General features: G+C 39.7%; 20 protein-coding genes and 1 other annotated feature. Of the genes, 14 read left to right on the top strand and 6 right to left on the bottom strand.

The window, feature by feature from the left end; all coding sequences use genetic code 11:
- Positions 1-66: 66 nt before the first annotated feature.
- From M1F17_RS12270 to M1F17_RS12255, 4 genes are read right to left on the bottom strand one after another with little or no spacing between them, the layout of a single operon-like run.
- A complete protein-coding gene (locus M1F17_RS12270) occupies positions 67-933 on the bottom strand; it encodes a metal ABC transporter permease (RefSeq protein WP_094961742.1) in 867 nt (288 codons plus the stop codon).
- The gene (locus M1F17_RS12265) at positions 926-1,816 is read right to left on the bottom strand and encodes a metal ABC transporter permease (RefSeq protein WP_004263652.1); all 891 of its coding nucleotides are present in this window, start codon (positions 1,814-1,816) and stop codon (positions 926-928) included. Before M1F17_RS12265 ends, M1F17_RS12270 begins: the two co-directional genes overlap by 8 nt.
- Positions 1,813-2,703, bottom strand: coding sequence for a manganese/iron ABC transporter ATP-binding protein (locus M1F17_RS12260; protein ID WP_180311995.1), 891 nt, complete (start codon positions 2,701-2,703; stop codon positions 1,813-1,815). Before M1F17_RS12260 ends, M1F17_RS12265 begins: the two co-directional genes overlap by 4 nt.
- Position 2,704: 1 nt before the next feature.
- Positions 2,705-3,616, bottom strand: coding sequence for a metal ABC transporter substrate-binding protein (locus tag M1F17_RS12255; protein WP_036958656.1), 912 nt, complete (start codon positions 3,614-3,616; stop codon positions 2,705-2,707).
- 310 nt (positions 3,617-3,926) lie between these two features.
- On the opposite strand from M1F17_RS12255, the gene M1F17_RS12250 reads away from it, so the two are divergent.
- Positions 3,927-4,553 (top strand): transglycosylase SLT domain-containing protein, encoded by a 627-nt coding sequence (locus M1F17_RS12250; RefSeq protein WP_153673696.1) that lies wholly within the window; start codon positions 3,927-3,929, stop codon positions 4,551-4,553.
- Here M1F17_RS12250 and M1F17_RS12245 read toward each other — a convergent pair.
- Positions 4,547-5,251, bottom strand: a complete 705-nt coding sequence (locus tag M1F17_RS12245) for a MarC family NAAT transporter (protein ID WP_004263665.1) — start codon at positions 5,249-5,251, stop codon at positions 4,547-4,549. The genes M1F17_RS12250 and M1F17_RS12245 overlap by 7 nt on opposite strands.
- Before the next feature lie 466 nt (positions 5,252-5,717).
- Here M1F17_RS12245 and fos point away from each other — a divergent pair, with 466 nt between their 5' ends.
- The 13 genes from fos (at position 5,718) to ihfA (ending at position 16,198) form a co-directional block, all read left to right on the top strand.
- Positions 5,718-6,131: a fosfomycin resistance glutathione transferase gene (fos, locus tag M1F17_RS12240; RefSeq protein ID WP_004263671.1), complete on the top strand. Its 414-nt coding sequence runs from the start codon at positions 5,718-5,720 to the stop codon at positions 6,129-6,131.
- 103 nt (positions 6,132-6,234) lie between these two features.
- Positions 6,235-6,633, top strand: a complete 399-nt coding sequence (locus M1F17_RS12235; RefSeq protein ID WP_112307442.1) for a hypothetical protein — start codon at positions 6,235-6,237, stop codon at positions 6,631-6,633.
- A gap of 103 nt (positions 6,634-6,736) precedes the next feature.
- Entirely contained in the window at positions 6,737-7,186 is a 450-nt protein-coding gene (locus tag M1F17_RS12230; protein WP_096863950.1) for a methyltransferase family protein, read from the top strand.
- Positions 7,187-7,271: 85 nt separating this feature from the next.
- A complete protein-coding gene (locus tag M1F17_RS12225; RefSeq protein WP_096863951.1) occupies positions 7,272-7,859 on the top strand; it encodes a hypothetical protein in 588 nt (195 codons plus the stop codon).
- A gap of 256 nt (positions 7,860-8,115) precedes the next feature.
- Positions 8,116-10,044, top strand: a complete 1,929-nt coding sequence (thrS, locus tag M1F17_RS12220; RefSeq protein ID WP_004910357.1) for a threonine--tRNA ligase — start codon at positions 8,116-8,118, stop codon at positions 10,042-10,044.
- 3 nt (positions 10,045-10,047) lie between these two features.
- Positions 10,048-10,587, top strand: coding sequence for a translation initiation factor IF-3 (gene infC / locus M1F17_RS12215; RefSeq protein ID WP_071524538.1), 540 nt, complete (start codon positions 10,048-10,050; stop codon positions 10,585-10,587).
- A 346-nt stretch (positions 10,588-10,933) separates the two neighbouring features.
- Positions 10,934-11,473: a translation initiation factor IF-3 gene (infC, locus tag M1F17_RS12210; RefSeq protein WP_071524539.1), complete on the top strand. Its 540-nt coding sequence runs from the start codon at positions 10,934-10,936 to the stop codon at positions 11,471-11,473.
- A 95-nt stretch (positions 11,474-11,568) separates the two neighbouring features.
- Entirely contained in the window at positions 11,569-11,766 is a 198-nt protein-coding gene (rpmI, locus tag M1F17_RS12205) for a 50S ribosomal protein L35 (protein WP_004263702.1), read from the top strand.
- A gap of 46 nt (positions 11,767-11,812) precedes the next feature.
- Positions 11,813-12,169, top strand: coding sequence for a 50S ribosomal protein L20 (gene rplT, locus M1F17_RS12200; RefSeq protein WP_004263714.1), 357 nt, complete (start codon positions 11,813-11,815; stop codon positions 12,167-12,169).
- A gap of 89 nt (positions 12,170-12,258) precedes the next feature.
- Positions 12,259-12,388: a sequence feature (Phe leader region), on the top strand.
- A complete protein-coding gene (pheM, locus tag M1F17_RS22575; RefSeq protein ID WP_136134757.1) occupies positions 12,265-12,309 on the top strand; it encodes a pheST operon leader peptide PheM in 45 nt (14 codons plus the stop codon). (Overlaps the previous feature by 45 nt.)
- Before the next feature lie 123 nt (positions 12,389-12,511).
- Complete coding sequence (gene pheS / locus M1F17_RS12195; protein WP_004263717.1) at positions 12,512-13,495, top strand: phenylalanine--tRNA ligase subunit alpha; 984 nt, start codon at positions 12,512-12,514, stop codon at positions 13,493-13,495.
- Positions 13,496-13,509: 14 nt separating this feature from the next.
- Positions 13,510-15,897: a phenylalanine--tRNA ligase subunit beta gene (pheT, locus tag M1F17_RS12190; protein WP_112307438.1), complete on the top strand. Its 2,388-nt coding sequence runs from the start codon at positions 13,510-13,512 to the stop codon at positions 15,895-15,897.
- Positions 15,898-15,901: 4 nt separating this feature from the next.
- The gene (gene ihfA / locus M1F17_RS12185) at positions 15,902-16,198 is read left to right on the top strand and encodes an integration host factor subunit alpha (protein ID WP_004263721.1); all 297 of its coding nucleotides are present in this window, start codon (positions 15,902-15,904) and stop codon (positions 16,196-16,198) included.
- Positions 16,199-16,261: 63 nt separating this feature from the next.
- Here the strand turns inward: ihfA and M1F17_RS12180 are convergent, their stop codons facing one another.
- Positions 16,262-17,311 carry a RhoGAP domain-containing protein gene (locus M1F17_RS12180; RefSeq protein ID WP_161595388.1) on the bottom strand — a complete coding sequence of 350 codons (1,050 nt, stop codon included), beginning with the start codon at positions 17,309-17,311 and terminating at the stop codon, positions 16,262-16,264.
- Positions 17,312-17,401: the final 90 nt, after the last annotated feature.

Here is a 17,401-nt window from a genome sequence, read left to right as displayed (position 1 = left end):
TATTTAAAATAAAAAAGCTGAATTCATTATGCGTGAATTCAGCTTTTTTGTTATATCTGCCATTTATTATGCGGTATGTATACTTTGTGGGTTAGTTTGACTTCTTTTGCGTGCTAGTACTAGCTTGCTATAGAGCAGGGCTATCACAAAATAAACTGCCTGCGTAACAACAATGGTTGGCCCAGTCGTCGCATTAATGTGAAAACTCAAGATGGTTCCAATAACACTTGATGTTACAGAAGCGATGATAGCGACGACGAGCATTTTGCCGAAGCTCCGACATAGGACAAATGCAATAATTCCTGGTGAGATCAGCATGGCAATAACTAAAATGATCCCAACCGCTTGCAGTGAAGCGACAATGGTTAATGCAAGTAAAGACAGTAAACCATAATGTATCAGCTTGACGGGGAGGCCAATCACACGGGCTTGGTTTGGGTCAAAACAATAGAGCATAAAATCTTTACGTTTCAGTAAGATAATTGCAATAGTGACCCCTGCAAATAGCAATATTTGCTTAAACTCGCTATCCGTGATCCCTAAAATATCACCAAATAAAATATGTGTAAGGTGTTGTTCGGTATCTATTTTAGCAAACATAACCAAGCCGATAGCAAACATCCCAGAAAACACAATCCCCATGACGGTGTCTTCTTTTATCCGACTATTTTCTTTTAAATACCCTGTCGCGACAGCGCAGAATAAGCCAGATGCGAAGGCCCCTATCGCCAATGGGATACCGAGTAAAGAAGCAATAATGATCCCCGGCAGAACGGCATGGGAAATTGCATCACCCATCAATGACCAACCTTTCAATACTAAAAAGCAAGAAAGGATAGCGCATACGGTCCCACTAACAATGGCGGTAATCAATGCTTTTTGCATAAAAGGAAAAGCAAACGGAGCCATCAGTAAGTCAATGAAATCACTCATGAGATGCTCCTTGTCGGTGTGACTGATGCAGCCGAGCTACTTCCTTTTTTGCATTACGTTTTGAGGCAAAAATACCGTGCTTAGGTGCAAAGAAAAATGCCAACAGGAAAATAATAGTTTGTAGTGTAACAATTAACCCACCTGTAGCACCGTTGAGGAAATAACTGATATAAGCACCAACAGCACTGGTTACGGTACCAATTGTGACTGAAATAATGAGTAAACGTTTAAACTGGTCGGTCAATAAATAGGCGGTTGCCCCTGGGGTGACGACCATTGCGATAACAAGGATTGCACCAACTGTTTGTAGGGCTGCAACAGTACAAGCACTTAATAATGTAAAGAAAATAATTTTTAGGCGTAATGGGTTCAAGCCAATTGAACGAGCGTGGCTTTCATCGAAAAAAACGGCTAATAAATCTTTCCATAAGCACAGCAGTACAATGAATGAAATGCCAATAATAATTTCTACTTGTAATACGTCAGAATCCGCAATACCTAAAATATTACCAAAAATAATACTTTGTACATTCACAGATGTTGGGTTCAATGAAACAATCAACAAACCTGCTGCGAAAAAAGTAGAGAAAATAAAGCCAATGACAGCATCTTCACGTAAACGAGTTAGATGCTTTATTAATGTCATGGCCAGTGCCGCGAGGATCCCAGTAAAAAAGGCTCCAGCCGCATAGGGCAAACCTAAAGCATAAGCACCAGCCACCCCAGGAACAACAGAGTGGGAGAGCGCATCTCCCATTAATGACCAGCCTTTCAACATCAAATACGCCGATAAAAACGCACAGACAGCACCAACAATGGCGCTGACCCAAATAGCTTTTATCATAAAATCATATTCAAAGGGCTGTAATAACATCTCAATCATTCGGAACCCTTAGCTTGGTTTTTTCGAACGGGCGCATTATGGTCATGACCATAGAATACAGCCGCTCTTTCATCATCGGTAATGACGGTGACAGAGCGAGGGTCATCATCGTCATGAAGCTCTTGACCTGACAGGTTAATATGACGCAATACGCCGCCGAAAGCTTGCTGCAGGTTTCGTTGCGTAAATGTTGTTTCTGTAGGTCCACTCGCTAAAACAGTGCGATTGATTAAGATAACGTGGTCGCAAAACTCAGGCACACTACCCAAGTTATGAGTTGAAACGAGGATTAGATGGCCTTCGTCACGCAAACTACGCAGTAAGTCAATAATGGCATTTTCAGTTTTAACATCAACCCCAGTAAAGGGTTCATCAAGGAGTAAAACTTTACCTTCTTGTGCGAGCGCTCGCGCTAAAAAAACCCGTTTTTTCTGACCACCTGAAAGCTCGCCTATTTGGCGATGTTCAAGCCCTGCAAGGTCAACCCGTTCTAATGCCATTTTGGCAGCATCTTTATCGGCTTGTTTAGGGATGCGGAAAAACCCCATTTTGCCGTAACGGCCCATCATCACAACATCAGAAACGAGAACGGGGAAATTCCAGTCAACTTCTTCTGTTTGTGGGACGTATGCAATCACATTTTCTTTAAGCGCGGTTTTTATCGGCTGATCATTTAATGTCACACTGCCAGAAGATGGGGTGACAAGCCCCATAATGGTTTTAAATAACGTTGACTTGCCACTACCATTTACGCCAACTAAGGCACAAATAGAGCCACCTGAGATAGTAAAGCTTGCGTCATAGATAGCGGTGTGACCGTTATTATATGTCACAGTCGCATCATCGACGATAAGATTCGGGTGTTCGAATTGACTTGAGTGATTCATATTACTGTGAAAATCCTTTCGCTATCGTGTCTACAGTTGTATTTAAAAGGTCTATATATGTTGGTACTGGGCCATCGGCAGTTGATAATGAGTCAACATATAACACGCCACCGTATTTTGCCCCGGTTTCTTTACTGACTTGGCGAGCAGGTTTATCAGAAATGGTACTTTCACTGAATACCACAGGGATGTTGTATTTACGGACAGTATCAATCACTTTTTTCACTTGTTGAGGAGAGCCTTGCTCTTCCGCATTGATTGGCCACAAATACACTTCTTTAAAGCCGTAATCTTTCGTTAAATAGCTAAATGCGCCTTCACTTGAGACTAACCAACGTTCATTTTCTGGAATGCGATTTAAACGTTCACGTAAAGGGGCGTCAAGTTCAGCAATTTGTTGCGCATATTTTTTAGCATTGGCATTATATGTTTCTGCATTTTCAGGATCATATTTGACCAGAGCTTGACGAATATTTTCAATATAAATTTTAGCATTGGCAGGAGACATCCATGCATGTGGGTTTGGATTGTCTTTATATTCACCTTCACGGATTGGCATTGGCTCAATACCCTCAGTGACTACGACTGCAGGAACATTTTTGAAATTTTCAAAGAAACGTTGGAACCAAACTTCCAAATTCATCCCATTCCATAAGATTAAATCTGCATCATAGGCTTTCATAATATCTTTAGGAGTCGGTTGATAACCGTGAATTTCCGCACCAGGCTTCGTTATAGACTCGACAATTGCTGCATCTCCAGCTACATTTTGAGCGATATCTTGAATAATGGTAAAAGTGGTTACGACTTTAAACTTTTTAGCAAAAGCAGGTTGGCTAAAAAAGATGACTGCTACCAAAGCAAACATACTGGTTAGTAAAGGTGCAGATAATCGAGATACGTTCTTCTTCATAAAAGTTGACCCTGACATTATTGGTTTAGCGTTTTTTAACATACAGTTGTTAAGGTTTATAACAATTATATTTTATATCCTAATTGATAATGATTATCAATATCAATTGTGAAAAATAAATACAAACAGTGTGGAATAGCATTATTCGTCATTATAGGCTTCTAAGTCCCATGGCTATTTGTATGACTAAAACACGTCCTGAAGTAAAAGTTAAGTAAAAATTATTTTATTTTTCTTAGGATTAGTTATTCTGCCATCGGCTTCCATCGTAGAGGATTCGACAGTGAGAAAAATAATTGGCGGTACTTTTATGCTACTGCTACTAGCAGGTTGTTCAAGCGAGCCAGATAGGCCTGTAACAAAACAGCGAATGTTAGAGCCTACAGGGCCAATAGCCACACAAAATACGACATTTCCAAGAACGCCTTTTGATGAATTTATTCGTGATTCTGCGGTTCGTTATAGTGTTGATGAAGCTTTAATTAGGGCTATTATTGAGGTCGAATCCAATTTTAGGCCTGAAGTTGTCAGTAAATCCAACGCAATAGGTTTGATGCAGATTAAAGCTTCGACAGCGGGGCGTGACGCATACCGTTACCAAGGGAAGCCAGGGGAGCCGAGTACTCGTGACCTAAAAGATCCACAAAAAAATATTGATATTGGCACAGCCTATATTCGTATTTTAAGGGAACAGCACCTTGCTGGAATAAGCCACCCTCAGACGTTATATTATGCAACTGTTGTCGCTTATGTGAACGGGGCTGGAGCGTTATTAAGAACATTTGATAATGATAAGGGTAGGGCGATTGCAATGATTAACAGCTTATCGCCGGAAGAATTTTATCAACATGTACAAACAAAACATCCTGCACCGCAAGCCCCACGCTATTTGTGGAAAGTTAAAAATGCTTACAATGCATTAGCTATGTCTTATTGATATTCACGCATTAAGTGTGGGAGTTGCGCGACAATTTCAACAATTCCGTTGATTACAAATTGCACTCCCATACAGATTAATAAAAATCCCATCACCCGTGCGATTGCATCAATACCGCTATTTCCTAGCCACCTCATAATAGAAGTTGCGCCTCTTAAACCAATCCAAACGATGAGACTTGCAATAAAAAAGGTAATTACGGGGGCGACTTTTAAAACCCATGGGGCAAAACTAACATTACCTTGTAATGATGCAGTGGAGCTGATGATCATAGCAATAGTACCAGGGCCTGCGGTACTTGGCATAGCAAGAGGAACAAAGGCAATGCTAGGTGATTCTTGGCGTTTTTTAGGGACATTTGGATCATCAAGGGCATTGGCGGTTGGGTCTTCCCCAACATCACTGCTAGGAAACAGCATGCCAAATCCAATAAATGCCACAATTAGCCCGCCTGCAATTCGCAGTCCTGGTATTGATATTCCAAATGTGTTCATGACTAATTGGCCTGCATAAAAAGCGATTGTCATGATTGCGAATACATAAATAGAAGCCAATAACGATTGATGGTCACGCTGCTCTTTTGTCATATTAGCAGAGATGCTTAACATGACTGCAATTGCAGTTAAAGGGTTGGCGAGAGGAAGTAACAGTACCAGACCAATACCAACGGCTTGAAATAGCTCAAGAAAATTTGTCATGGAAGTTAGATTCAAGCTCCTGATTAATGTGAATAAAATACCTTATCTCAAATGATAGCAAAATTTCTTATAGATCTGTAGGTTAGCATTTATATCTAGTGAGATATTTTATGGTAGGAGGTGGTTAGCATACTGATGAGTAAGAGTTAATATTAACTATCATTTATTAGTTTGTAGATAATAAGAGTTGTTCACATTAATTGTGGATAACAATGGCTTTCATCTGTGAATAACTTATTTTATTTGTTAAATAACAGCAAGATGAGTGATTGTGGTAAAAGTATTCAATTTTTAAAGGCAAAAAAAAACCTTTTTATGGGGGATAAAAAGGTTAAGGGCATTTCGTAACAGGTTGTCTTTAAGTTGATATGGGATACAGTATATCTGCTGCAATGTTATTTACTGATAATTTATGTAAATTCATTAAAAGAATTCACTGTGACAGACAAGTAAAGGGTAAAAAAATATGTTAAACGGAATCAACCATTTAACTTTAGCTGTAACTGATTTAGAAAAAAGTATTGGTTTTTATCAATCACTACTTGGTATGAAGTTACATGCGAGTTGGAAAAAGGGCGCCTATATTTCCTGTGGCGATTTATGGTTATGTTTATCATTAGATATAACTCGCCAATTTTCGTCCCCAGAAAAAACGGATTACACACACTATGCCTTTAACGTTGATGCGAAAGACTTTCTTATCGTTGTTGATAGGCTAATGCAAGCAAATGTCATTGTTTGGAAAGAAAATAAAAGTGAAGGAGATTCTTTTTACTTTCTTGATCCAGATGGCCACAAATTAGAATTGCATGTAGGCGGCTTATTACAGCGCTTAAAGAGCTGCCAAGAAAAACCGTATGAAGAAATGAAATTTTATTAAAAAGAGTTATGGATTTCTTTACAAAGGATTTTTAGTTTTAAAAGTAGCTTTACGCAGAGTTGGTTATCCTATTTTCAGTTAATTTTGAGTAATAGGAAAAAGAATGAAAAAACTTATAGCGACATTAGCCGGGGCGTCGATGCTATTAGTTTTGGCTGCCGCCATGTTACTAATCGTTTTTCCTCAGCAGTGGAAGCAAAGCATTTATCCGAATATATCCCAAGTCTTACCAACATCGCTCAGTGCTATTTTACCGCAGAGTTTAGCCGGTAATGATATTTGTAATAGTCTAGAGGATAACCTGCAAAGTTTTACTGATTATCTTAAAGTGAATCAGGACATTGTTGATGTAAAGGGAATGAATAGTTTAGATGAACAACTTGCCAATATTCAAACCAGAATTGATTCTATGCCCAGTGATGTACGAAATTTAGTTTGCCAGCAAGAGTATAGTAAATTAGAAGGTTTAAAGAGTGTGTTTTCCTTAACTCCCAATAACTAATTATTTTTGTAGTTAATATCACTCCTCTATATGTTCCTCCACTCAAATTTATATATTCATTTATGGTATGCTAATAGCATCATTTTGGCTTACAGGTAACGCAATGAATATATTTAAATTGCCATTATTGAATTGGTTAGTCGCTAATGGGGTCGCTGTATATTTTCTTTCCAAGCAAGGTCTTTTAGACTGGACGTTTTCTGGTTGGATGGGAATTTTAGGTATATTAATTGCACTGGAGAGTGTGAGTTGGGTCGCGACAAGCCTTTACTACTTTTATAAACATAAAACATCACCAAATCCTACGGTTAAGGCAACGCATTTAGTGACTAACGGGCCTTACCGATTTTCACGTAATCCAATGTATTTAGCTTTTACATCAATGAGCTTGGCTTTAGCTTTCTTTTCACATTCTCCTTATTTTTTGGTCGCAGGGTTAGTATTTTGGCTGATTACTGATTTATACACGATCCCACAGGAAGAACGTTTTTTATCTGCATCATTTAAGAATGAGTGGGAAAAATATAGCAAACAAACGAGACGTTGGTTATAGATTGGTGGAAATGAGACGCTTTATCATTTAATCTGTTTTGTACACTTCAAATTTAGAATTTACGCAAAACATATTTAGGATAATCATGAACTATCAGGTGGCGCCATTTTGGATATATTCCAGTAAACTCGCATGTTTTATAATGTTCAGCGTATTTTTTGCTTTTTTTTCGGTAAGTGGTTTTATACTTTATTTATTTACCATCGGGGTTGTTTGGGCTGTCGTAGTCTCATTTAAAATTCATGGAATGAAGGAAAAAGGAATAGTCTTAAAAAATAGCGATACATCTGATTGGATGGTATATGTGAATGGTATTCCAGTCCAAGAAAGAAGACAAACTCTCTCCAATCCCTGTTTTGCAACGATACAGCATGCGAAGTCATTCTTTAGTATTGCCTTTATTATTCGGGCGTTAATTCAAATTATCTTTTGTATTTATTTACTTTGGCAAATAGAGAAATTAGATAATACTTATGTACTATTACTCTCGTTAATAGCCACTTTCTACATCATTTACTCTTTATGGAAATCAATTCAATCGGTTATTACTCTTCAACAAAATAAGATAATCAGCGAAGAGATAATTGCACCTAGTGGATCCCATTGGTATCGCGTGTTTTTTGAGCAAAAAGAGAAACTATTTCCTGCATTAGATAACTTATTTGCCATTTAATCGGGAAGGTATTGATTTTTCATATGAAGAAGAACAATTAGCGGCATTACGCTATCACCATAAAATAGGTCTGTGTTATCATTAGTAGTTGAGTTACTCACGATGTAACGAAATAGGGTACTTAAATTGCCCATATTTGTGTACATGTCTTGCATTGTGAAGTGAGAAATCGTTAGTAACGTATTGATTTATAACTTTGGAATAATCAAGCAAGTGATCTTTCGTGTGGGTCACCACTGCTGATAAGGATTTTTTAATGCCTGTTATTACTCTTCCTGATGGAAGTCAGCGTCAGTTTGACCACCCCGTTTCTGTGATGGATGTTGCTCGTGACATCGGCGCAGGTTTAGCTAAAGCCTGTATTGCAGGACGAATTAATGGCGAACGTGTCGATGCATGTGAAATAATTGAACATGATGCAAACGTATCCATTATTACGAGTAAAGATGAAGACGGACTCGAAATTATTCGTCACTCTTGTGCTCACCTGTTAGGTCATGCAATTAAACAACTATGGCCAAACACGAAAATGGCGATTGGCCCTACTATCGATAATGGTTTTTACTATGATGTCGATTTAGACCATATGCTGACGCAGGAAGACTTGGAAAAGCTTGAAAAGCGTATGCTTGAGCTTGCCAAAACAGATTATGATGTGGTGAAAAAACGCGTTTCTTGGAGCGAAGCTCGTGAAACTTTCGTTGCCCGTGGCGAAGACTATAAAGTTGAAATTTTAGATCAAAATATTAGCCAAGATGACCGCCCTGGTTTATATCATCACGAAGAATATGTTGATATGTGTCGTGGTCCACACGTACCGAATATGCGTTTTTGCCACCATTTTAAATTACAGAAAGTGGCTGGCGCATACTGGCGTGGTAACAGCGATAACAAAATGCTGCAACGTATTTACGGCACCGCATGGGCCGATAAAAAACAATTAGCGGCCTATTTATTACGTTTAGAAGAAGCAGCTAAGCGTGACCACCGTAAAATTGGTAAACAATTAGATTTATACCATATGCAAGAAGAAGCGCCGGGTATGGCATTCTGGCATAATGACGGTTGGACAATTTTCCGTGAGCTGGAAACTTTTGTACGCACTAAACTGAAAGCTTATAACTATCAAGAAGTTAAAGGCCCGTTCATGATGGATCGCGTGCTGTGGGAAAAAACAGGTCACTGGGATAACTATAAAGACGCGATGTTTACGACTTCTTCTGAAAACCGTGAATATTGTGTGAAACCAATGAACTGCCCAGGTCACGTACAGATTTTCAACCAAGGTTTGAAATCATACCGTGACTTACCATTGCGTATGGCAGAGTTTGGTAGCTGTCACCGTAATGAGCCGTCAGGTGCACTGCACGGCTTAATGCGTGTGCGTGGCTTTACTCAAGATGATGCACATATCTTCTGTACTGAAGAGCAAATCTTAAGCGAAGTAACTAGCTGTATTGAAATGATTTATGATGTTTACGCAACTTTCGGTTTCGAAAAGATTGTCGTAAAACTATCAACCCGTCCTGAAAAACGTATCGGTACTGACGAGATGTGGGATAGGGCGGAAGAAGACTTAGCGAATGCACTGAAATCAAAAGGTATTGAGTTTGAATACCAACCAGGTGAAGGCGCATTTTATGGTCCGAAAATCGAGTTTACACTGTACGACTGCCTTGACCGTGCATGGCAATGTGGTACTGTCCAGTTAGACTTCTTCTTACCGGGCCGTTTAACAGCTTCCTATGTAGGTGAAAATAACGAACGTATCGTTCCTGTTATGATCCACCGTGCAGTGTTAGGTTCACTAGAACGCTTCATTGGTATCTTAACAGAAGAGTATGCAGGCTTTTTCCCAACATGGTTAGCACCACAGCAAGTGGTTGTAATGAACATTACTGATAGCCAAGCAGATTATGTTCAAGAATTAGTAAGCAAGCTGCAAAGTGTTGGCATTCGTGCGAAAGCGGACTTACGTAACGAGAAAATCGGCTTTAAGATCCGTGAACACACGCTGCGTCGCGTCCCTTACATGTTAGTATGTGGTGATAAAGAAGTTGAATCAGGTAAAGTTGCTGTACGTACCCGTCGTGGTAAAGACTTAGGCAGCCTTGATGTCAACGAATTCATGACAAAACTGCTTGAAGAGATCCGCAGTCGTCAACTCAATCAGATGGAGGAATAAGGTATTAAAGGCGGAAAAAAACTCCCAACGGCGCGCCCAAATCGTATTAACGATGAAATTCGCGCAACAGAAATCCGTGTCACTGGTTTAGACGGTGAGCAACTTGGTGTAATGAGTGTGCGTGAAGCCCTCTTTAAAGCAGAAGAAGCAGGTGTCGACTTAGTCGAAATCAGCCCAAATGCTGAGCCACCAGTTTGTCGTATCATGGACTACGGTAAATATCTTTATGAGAAAAGCAAATCTCAAAAAGAACAAAAGAAAAAACAGAAAGTTGTTCAAGTGAAGGAAATTAAATTCCGTCCGGGAACAGACGAAGGCGACTACCAAGTTAAACTACGTAGTTTAATTCGCTTTTTGGAAGATGGTGACAAAGCTAAAGTGACACTGCGTTTCCGTGGTCGCGAAATGGCTCACCAACAGATTGGCTTAGAAGTGCTTAACCGCATCAAAACCGATCTGGATGAACTGGCATCAGTAGAATCATTCCCATCAAGGATTGAAGGACGCCAGATGATCATGGTATTGGCACCAAAGAAAAAATAATTAAGCCAGTATGGTTATAGCGAAGTAATTGCTAGAGTCGAGCAGCGCTCATTTGGGCGCTGCTTCTCTATTTTGTTTGTCTTATCTAATGAGTAAAAATAATTGCTTCAATGCTACAAATTTCCCTCAAAATCCAAGTTTTCAAACAGTTCAGTGTGATTTATTGCAAGATTTACTTGAGTAATCCGGCAAGAAGCATTAAAATCCGCGGTCGAATCACTTTGTCAGCGCATAGCGCATAAAGACAAACAAAGAATATCGTACACGCGTCAAGTAGTAACTATTGAGTGACGAGTGTATTTGCTTGAGAGAAGCAAATCTCTTTATCCAATTGGAGGAATGAAGTATTAAAGGCGGAAAAAGAATCCCAACAACACGTCCAAATCGTATCAATGATGAAATTCGTGTTCCAGAGGTCCGTTTAACGGGTTTAGACGGTGAACAGTTAGGCATCATGAGCGCACGCGAAGCGCTTGAAAAAGCTGAAGAAGCAGGTGTAGACCTAGTAGAAATCAGCCCAAATGCTGAACCGCCAGTTTGTCGTATCATGGATTACGGCAAATTCCTTTATGAGAAGAGCAAATCTCAAAAAGAGCAAAAAAAGAAACAAAAAGTTGTTCAGGTGAAGGAAATTAAATTCCGCCCTGGTACAGATGAAGGTGATTATCAGGTCAAACTACGCAACCTGACTCGCTTTCTGGAAGATGGTGATAAAGCTAAAGTTACACTGCGTTTTCGCGGTCGTGAAATGGCTCACCAGCAGATCGGTCTGGAAATGCTTAACCGCATCAAAGCTGATCTGGAAGAACTGGCATCCGTGGAGTCTTTCCCTTCAAGAATTGAAGGGCGTCAGATGATCATGGTGCTGGCACCGAAGAAGAAATAATTAGGCCTGCAAGTAATACTCGTTTATAGCAATATAGATGTTATTCGCCTAATTAATTCGTAGTTAATCACAATGCGAAGTTGGAAATAAAAGAAATGCCAAAGATTAAAACTGTACGTGGCGCAGCAAAGCGCTTTAAAAAAACTGCAGGCGGTGGCTTTAAGCGTAAGCATGCAAACCTTCGTCACATCCTGACTAAAAAGTCAACTAAGCGTAAACGCCATTTACGTCCGAAAGGAATGGTATCTAAGGGCGATCTGGGTCTGGTAGTTGCTTGCCTGCCTTACGCATAAGTAAACAATTTAGTTAATATAAGATAAAGACGATAGGAGATAGCTTATGGCTCGCGCAAAACGTGGTGTAATCGCCCGTGCACGTCACAAAAAAATTCTGAAGCAAGCGAAAGGTTACTATGGTGCACGTTCACGTGTTTACCGCGTAGCATTTCAAGCGGTAATCAAAGCTGGTCAATACGCTTACCGTGACCGCCGTCAACGTAAACGTCAGTTCCGTCAACTGTGGATCGCACGTATCAACGCTGCGGCTCGTCAGAACGGTCTGTCTTACAGCCGCTTCATCAATGGCTTGAAAAAAGCTTCAATTGAAATCGACCGTAAGATCTTAGCAGACATCGCAGTTTTCGATAAAGCAGCATTCACTGCTTTAGTTGAAAAAGCGAAAGGCGCTTTAGCTTAATTGTTTGCTTGGAAAGAGGAGGGAAACTTCCTCTTTTCATTTATAGCTATTTGTGTTAATACTTTAGATACAGTTAGCTATTGAGAGTTTATTACATGCATTCTGTGATTTTTCGTTTCTTTTTTTACTTTAGCACCTGAATTTCGGGGGCTTTTTCGCGTAAATAGAAAGAAGAAATGAAAAGTTACGCTAAAGCCTCCTTAGGGAGGCTTTTTCATTTCTAGTTTTAGATTAAGTGCAGTAAAATCAGTTAAGTATTCATTCATTACCAAATAGAATGTGAAGCTTAATATATATAGTGAATAACTAGCAAAAAGACCAAGTGGTCATAAAGGGGAAACAATGCCACATCTCGCTGAGTTGGTTGCACAGGCAAAAGCAGCCATTGAACAGGCCCAAGATGTTGCTACGTTGGAATCAGTGCGTGTTGAATATTTAGGCAAGAGCGGCCATTTCACACTACAGATGAAAACGTTGCGTGATCTGCCTGCTGAGGAACGCCCAGCAGCAGGGGCTGTGATAAATGAAGCTAAAGTACAGGTTCAAGATGCACTGAACGCCCGTAAGGACGCGATGCAAGCTGAAATTCTTAATGCACGTCTAGTATCAGAAAAAATTGATGTGTCATTACCTGGGCGTCGTATGGAAAATGGTGGGTTACACCCAGTGACCCGTACAATTCAGCGAATTGAAGAGTTTTTTGGCGAATTAGGTTTCTCTGTTGAAACTGGTCCAGAAATCGAAGATGACTATCATAACTTTGATGCGTTAAATATACCTGCTCACCATCCCGCGCGTGCTGACCATGATACTTTTTGGTTTGATGCAAAACGCTTACTGCGTACGCAAACATCGGGTGTACAAATCCGTACAATGAATGGCCAACAACCACCGATTCGTATCATTGCTCCTGGTCGTGTATATCGTAATGATTACGACCAAACGCATACACCAATGTTCCATCAAACAGAAGGCCTGATTGTTGATAAAGATATCAGCTTTACCAATCTAAAAGGCACATTGCATGATTTCTTGAATAACTTCTTTGAAGAGGAAGTTCAAGTACGTTTCAGACCATCATATTTCCCATTCACCGAACCTTCAGCGGAAGTTGATGTTATGGGTAAAAATGGTAAATGGTTAGAAGTATTAGGCTGCGGAATGGTGCATCCAAATGTATTGCGCAATGTAGGTATTGACCCTGAAGTCTACTCTGGATTTGCCTTTGGTATGGGGATGGAGCGCTTAACAATGCTACGCTACGGTGTTTCTGACCTACGTGCATTCTTCGAAAATGATCTTCGTTTCCTCAAACAGTTTAAATAAGGCGGGGTTATCTCATGAAATTCAGTGAACTATGGTTACGCGAATGGGTAAACCCGGCGATCAGTAGTGAAGCATTATCCGACCAAATCACGATGGCGGGTTTGGAAGTTGATGGTGTAGATGCAGTTGCTGGCCAATTTCACGGCGTTGTTGTTGGTGAAGTGGTTGAGTGTGGTCAACACCCAAATGCAGACAAACTGCGCGTTACAAAAGTTAACGTAGGCGGTGAGCGTTTATTAGATATCGTCTGCGGTGCACCAAACTGCCGTCAAGGCCTGAAAGTTGCTGTTGCAACGGTTGGCGCAGTATTACCGGGTGATTTTAAAATTAAAGCGGCAAAACTGCGTGGCGAACCTTCTGAAGGTATGCTGTGTTCTTATTCTGAACTGGGTATTTCTGATGACCACAGTGGCATTATTGAATTGCCACTAGATGCCACTATCGGTACCGATATTCGTGAATATCTAAAACTTGATGATAATGCGATTGAAATCAGTATTACACCTAACCGTGCAGATTGCTTAAGTATTCTTGGGGTTGCACGTGATGTCGCTGTTATTAATAAATTAGCGCTAAATGAGCCTGCTATTAATACAGTATCTGTGACCACAAAAGATACTTTCCCAATTCGAGTAGAAGCACCTAATGCCTGCCCACGTTTCTTAGGTCGTGTGATCAAAAATATTGATGTGTCAGCGCCAACGCCAATGTGGATGAAAGAAAAGTTGCGTCGTGGTGGCGTCCGTTCTATTGACGCGGTTGTGGATATTACCAACTACGTCTTATTAGAATTGGGTCAGCCTCAACACGCTTATGATCTAGACCGTTTAGATGGTGCTATTGTTGCTCGCATGGCAAAAGAAGGGGAGAAACTAGTTCTCCTTGATGGCAGTGAAGCAACGTTAAAATCAGACACATTAGTGATTGCTGATGAATCAAAAGCACTGGGGATTGCAGGTATTTTTGGCGGTGAACACTCAGGTGTTAATACGGAAACCAAAAATATTTTATTAGAGTGTGCATTCTTCGACCCATTATCGATCACAGGTCGTGCACGTAATTACGGTTTGCACACTGATGCATCTCACCGTTTTGAGCGTGGTGTTGACCCTCAATTACAGTTTAAAGCGATTGAACGTGCTACTGCGCTAATTGTTGAGATTTGTGGTGGTGAAGTCGGTGAAATTATTGATGTAACCAGTGAACAGCATTTACCAAAAGCCGCAAATATTAAACTGACACGCAATAAATTAGACCGTTTGATTGGTCACTTTATTGAAGATGAGTTAGTTACTGATATTTTGACGCGTTTAGGGTGCAAAGTCACGGTTTCTGCTAATACATGGGATGTTGTCGCCCCAAGTTGGCGCTTCGATATGCAAATCGAAGAAGACTTAGTGGAAGAAGTTGCTCGTGTATATGGTTATAACAGCATCCCTGATGTGCCATTACGTGCTGATTTGACCATGACTAACCACAAAGAAGCTAACTTACCTTTAAAACGTATTAAAGCAATGTTAGTTGACCGTGGTTACCAAGAAGCAATCACTTATAGTTTTGTTGACCCTAAAGTTCAAGCTTTACTGCATCCACAACAAGACGCGTTGCTTTTACCTAACCCTATTTCTGTTGATATGTCAGCGATGCGTTTATCGTTACTGACTGGTTTATTAGGAACGGTTGTCTATAATCAAAATCGTCAACAAAATAGAATTCGTTTATTTGAGACAGGTCTGCGCTTTATTCCTGATAATCAAGCAGAATATGGAATTCGCCAAGAACCTATGTTGGCAGGGGTCATTACAGGTAACAGATTTGAAGAACATTGGTCATTAGATAAACAAGTTGTTGACTTCTTTGACTTAAAAGGTGATCTTGAAGCTGTTTTTGAATTGACTGGGAAACTAAATCAAATTACATTTAAATCTGAGGCACATCCTGCATTGCATCCAGGTCAAAGTGCTGGGATTTATCTGGAAAATGAACACATTGGCTTTATTGGTGTAGTTCACCCAGAATTAGAACGCAAACTCGATTTAAATGGTCGTACGGTGGTGTTTGAGGTTCGTAGTGATGCGATAGCACAACGTGTCATCCCTGAAGCTAAGGCGATTTCGCGCTATCCATCGAACCGCCGTGACATCGCTGTTGTCGTGCCAGAAGATGTGGCTGCTGCTGAAGTTTTAGCAGAGTGTAAAAAAGTTGGCATAAATCATATAGTTGGCATAAACTTATTTGATGTGTACTGTGGTGAAGGAATAGCGGATGGCTATAAGAGCCTTGCTATCAGTCTTGTCTTCCAAGATACCCAGCGTACTATGGAAGAAGAAGAGATCACTGCTACCGTTGATCTGTGTATTGCTGCGTTAAAACAGCGATTCCAAGCCTCCTTGAGGGACTAAACCTATGGCGCTTACTAAAGCTGAAATGTCAGAAAATTTGTTTGAAAAACTGGGTGTTAGCAAACGTGATGCTAAAGACCTTGTCGAAACTTTCTTTGAAGAGGTTCGCCTTTCCTTAGAAAATGGTGAGCAAGTAAAATTATCTGGATTCGGTAACTTTGATTTACGTGATAAAAATCAACGTCCCGGACGTAACCCTAAAACTGGGGAAGATATTCCAATTACTGCCCGCCGTGTTGTTACCTTCCGCCCAGGCCAAAAATTAAAAAGCCGTGTAGAAAAAGCAACTCCGAAAGAGTAATTATATCGTTTGATATGAAAAAAGACCGCCTAGGCGGTCTTTGTTTTTACTAAAAGTGTAGAATTAGTATTTATTAGCCATATAAGTAGCAATAGCTTCAAAATAATGGGCAGACATATTTTCTCTTAAAATTATGTCTTCTGGTTTAGTGTTCTTTGAAAAGGTATTTGCAGGTATGAGTAGAGCTTTTGCTGCAATAGCGAGATTATGTGCAGACATTTTATTTTTGTCTGAGTTTTTTACTATCCCAGCAATTAGAGGGGCTAGTGTTTGAGCTAAGGGCGATTTCATTACTTCGCTGTGCTTTAATACCGAAACTTTCCATTGACTAGAATTTTCTGTGATCTCATCCAAAAGATAGCGAATTAGTTTTCTAGTATGTTCGTTACATCCACCTAAATCTTCTGCTTTTGAAACTTCTTGTTCGAATATCTGTGCTCTTTGTTGAGTGAAAGTGTTAAATTCTAACTTTTCAATTGAATCCAGTAACGCATTGTAATTTTCTGATTTTTCTGTGAATATTTCTCCTACTTTAACTTTCAACAGATTGAGGTAGTCTTCGTGATGTTGATTCATGAGCAAACTGATTCTATTTTCTTCTGAGGGAAAATTACTATTTACTTCAGAGCATAAAGATTTTAACGCCCCTGCTAAGCTACAAATATCTAAATCAGCTAAATTTGATTTATTAATATTATCTTTTATAAATTGCATGGCTGTTTCTTGACCTGGAATTCGAAAAATTCCTTCCGTTGATAGGGCGTTATTTTTTTCAATTAGAATTTTAACTAGTGTTTGTACACTAGGTAGTTTTGTTTCTAACAGAGAGACTTCATGTGGCGAGAGTGCGTTTCTGCTAACGGCATCAGAAATAATACTGTTTACTAATTTTTCTTGTTCTGTCAATGCTCTGAACTTTACATTTTCTACATTTATAGGTTCGAAATTGTGATTTGAGACGAAACCAAAGAAACTTTTGCAGCTATTTATTATTTTCTTTATGGACGCAAAAACCCCCTTTCTTTCGCTATATACAGTCTCTATTGGTTGGGCTGGTTGTAGGTTAAACGATTTAAGCCTAGGATGGAGATTTGTATTTGATTTAGTATTCATATAATTTCCTTTTAATGAGGTCGTTAAATTATGCAGGAGCATAAGATTATTGTTATCGCTTTGCTTACATAAAAAGCTATAATTTCCTGA

Source organism: Providencia sp. PROV073 (genome assembly GCF_033688125.1).
Lineage (GTDB): Bacteria > Pseudomonadota > Gammaproteobacteria > Enterobacterales > Enterobacteriaceae > Providencia > Providencia hangzhouensis.
Note: the sequence above shows the minus strand (reverse complement) of the source record. Positions and strands in the feature narration are given on the sequence as shown.

Excerpts from the sequence above, each read along its gene's own strand:
- pheS (WP_004263717.1), top strand. The coding sequence starts at position 12,512 with ATGCCACATCTCGCTGAGTTGGTTGCACAGGCAAAAGCAGCCATTGAA.
- M1F17_RS12265 (WP_004263652.1), bottom strand. The coding sequence starts at position 1,816 with ATGATTGAGATGTTATTACAGCCCTTTGAATATGATTTTATGATAAAA.
- M1F17_RS12180 (WP_161595388.1), bottom strand. The coding sequence starts at position 17,311 with ATGAATACTAAATCAAATACAAATCTCCATCCTAGGCTTAAATCGTTT.
- M1F17_RS12250 (WP_153673696.1), top strand. The coding sequence starts at position 3,927 with ATGCTACTGCTACTAGCAGGTTGTTCAAGCGAGCCAGATAGGCCTGTA.
- rpmI (WP_004263702.1), top strand. The coding sequence starts at position 11,569 with ATGCCAAAGATTAAAACTGTACGTGGCGCAGCAAAGCGCTTTAAAAAA.
- M1F17_RS12225 (WP_096863951.1), top strand. The coding sequence starts at position 7,272 with ATGAACTATCAGGTGGCGCCATTTTGGATATATTCCAGTAAACTCGCA.
- M1F17_RS12260 (WP_180311995.1), bottom strand. The coding sequence starts at position 2,703 with ATGAATCACTCAAGTCAATTCGAACACCCGAATCTTATCGTCGATGAT.
- M1F17_RS12230 (WP_096863950.1), top strand. The coding sequence starts at position 6,737 with ATGAATATATTTAAATTGCCATTATTGAATTGGTTAGTCGCTAATGGG.
- rplT (WP_004263714.1), top strand. The coding sequence starts at position 11,813 with ATGGCTCGCGCAAAACGTGGTGTAATCGCCCGTGCACGTCACAAAAAA.
- thrS (WP_004910357.1), top strand. The coding sequence starts at position 8,116 with ATGCCTGTTATTACTCTTCCTGATGGAAGTCAGCGTCAGTTTGACCAC.
- fos (WP_004263671.1), top strand. The coding sequence starts at position 5,718 with ATGTTAAACGGAATCAACCATTTAACTTTAGCTGTAACTGATTTAGAA.
- M1F17_RS12255 (WP_036958656.1), bottom strand. The coding sequence starts at position 3,616 with ATGAAGAAGAACGTATCTCGATTATCTGCACCTTTACTAACCAGTATG.
- pheT (WP_112307438.1), top strand. The coding sequence starts at position 13,510 with ATGAAATTCAGTGAACTATGGTTACGCGAATGGGTAAACCCGGCGATC.
- ihfA (WP_004263721.1), top strand. The coding sequence starts at position 15,902 with ATGGCGCTTACTAAAGCTGAAATGTCAGAAAATTTGTTTGAAAAACTG.
- M1F17_RS12270 (WP_094961742.1), bottom strand. The coding sequence starts at position 933 with ATGAGTGATTTCATTGACTTACTGATGGCTCCGTTTGCTTTTCCTTTT.
- M1F17_RS12245 (WP_004263665.1), bottom strand. The coding sequence starts at position 5,251 with ATGACAAATTTTCTTGAGCTATTTCAAGCCGTTGGTATTGGTCTGGTA.
- M1F17_RS12235 (WP_112307442.1), top strand. The coding sequence starts at position 6,235 with ATGAAAAAACTTATAGCGACATTAGCCGGGGCGTCGATGCTATTAGTT.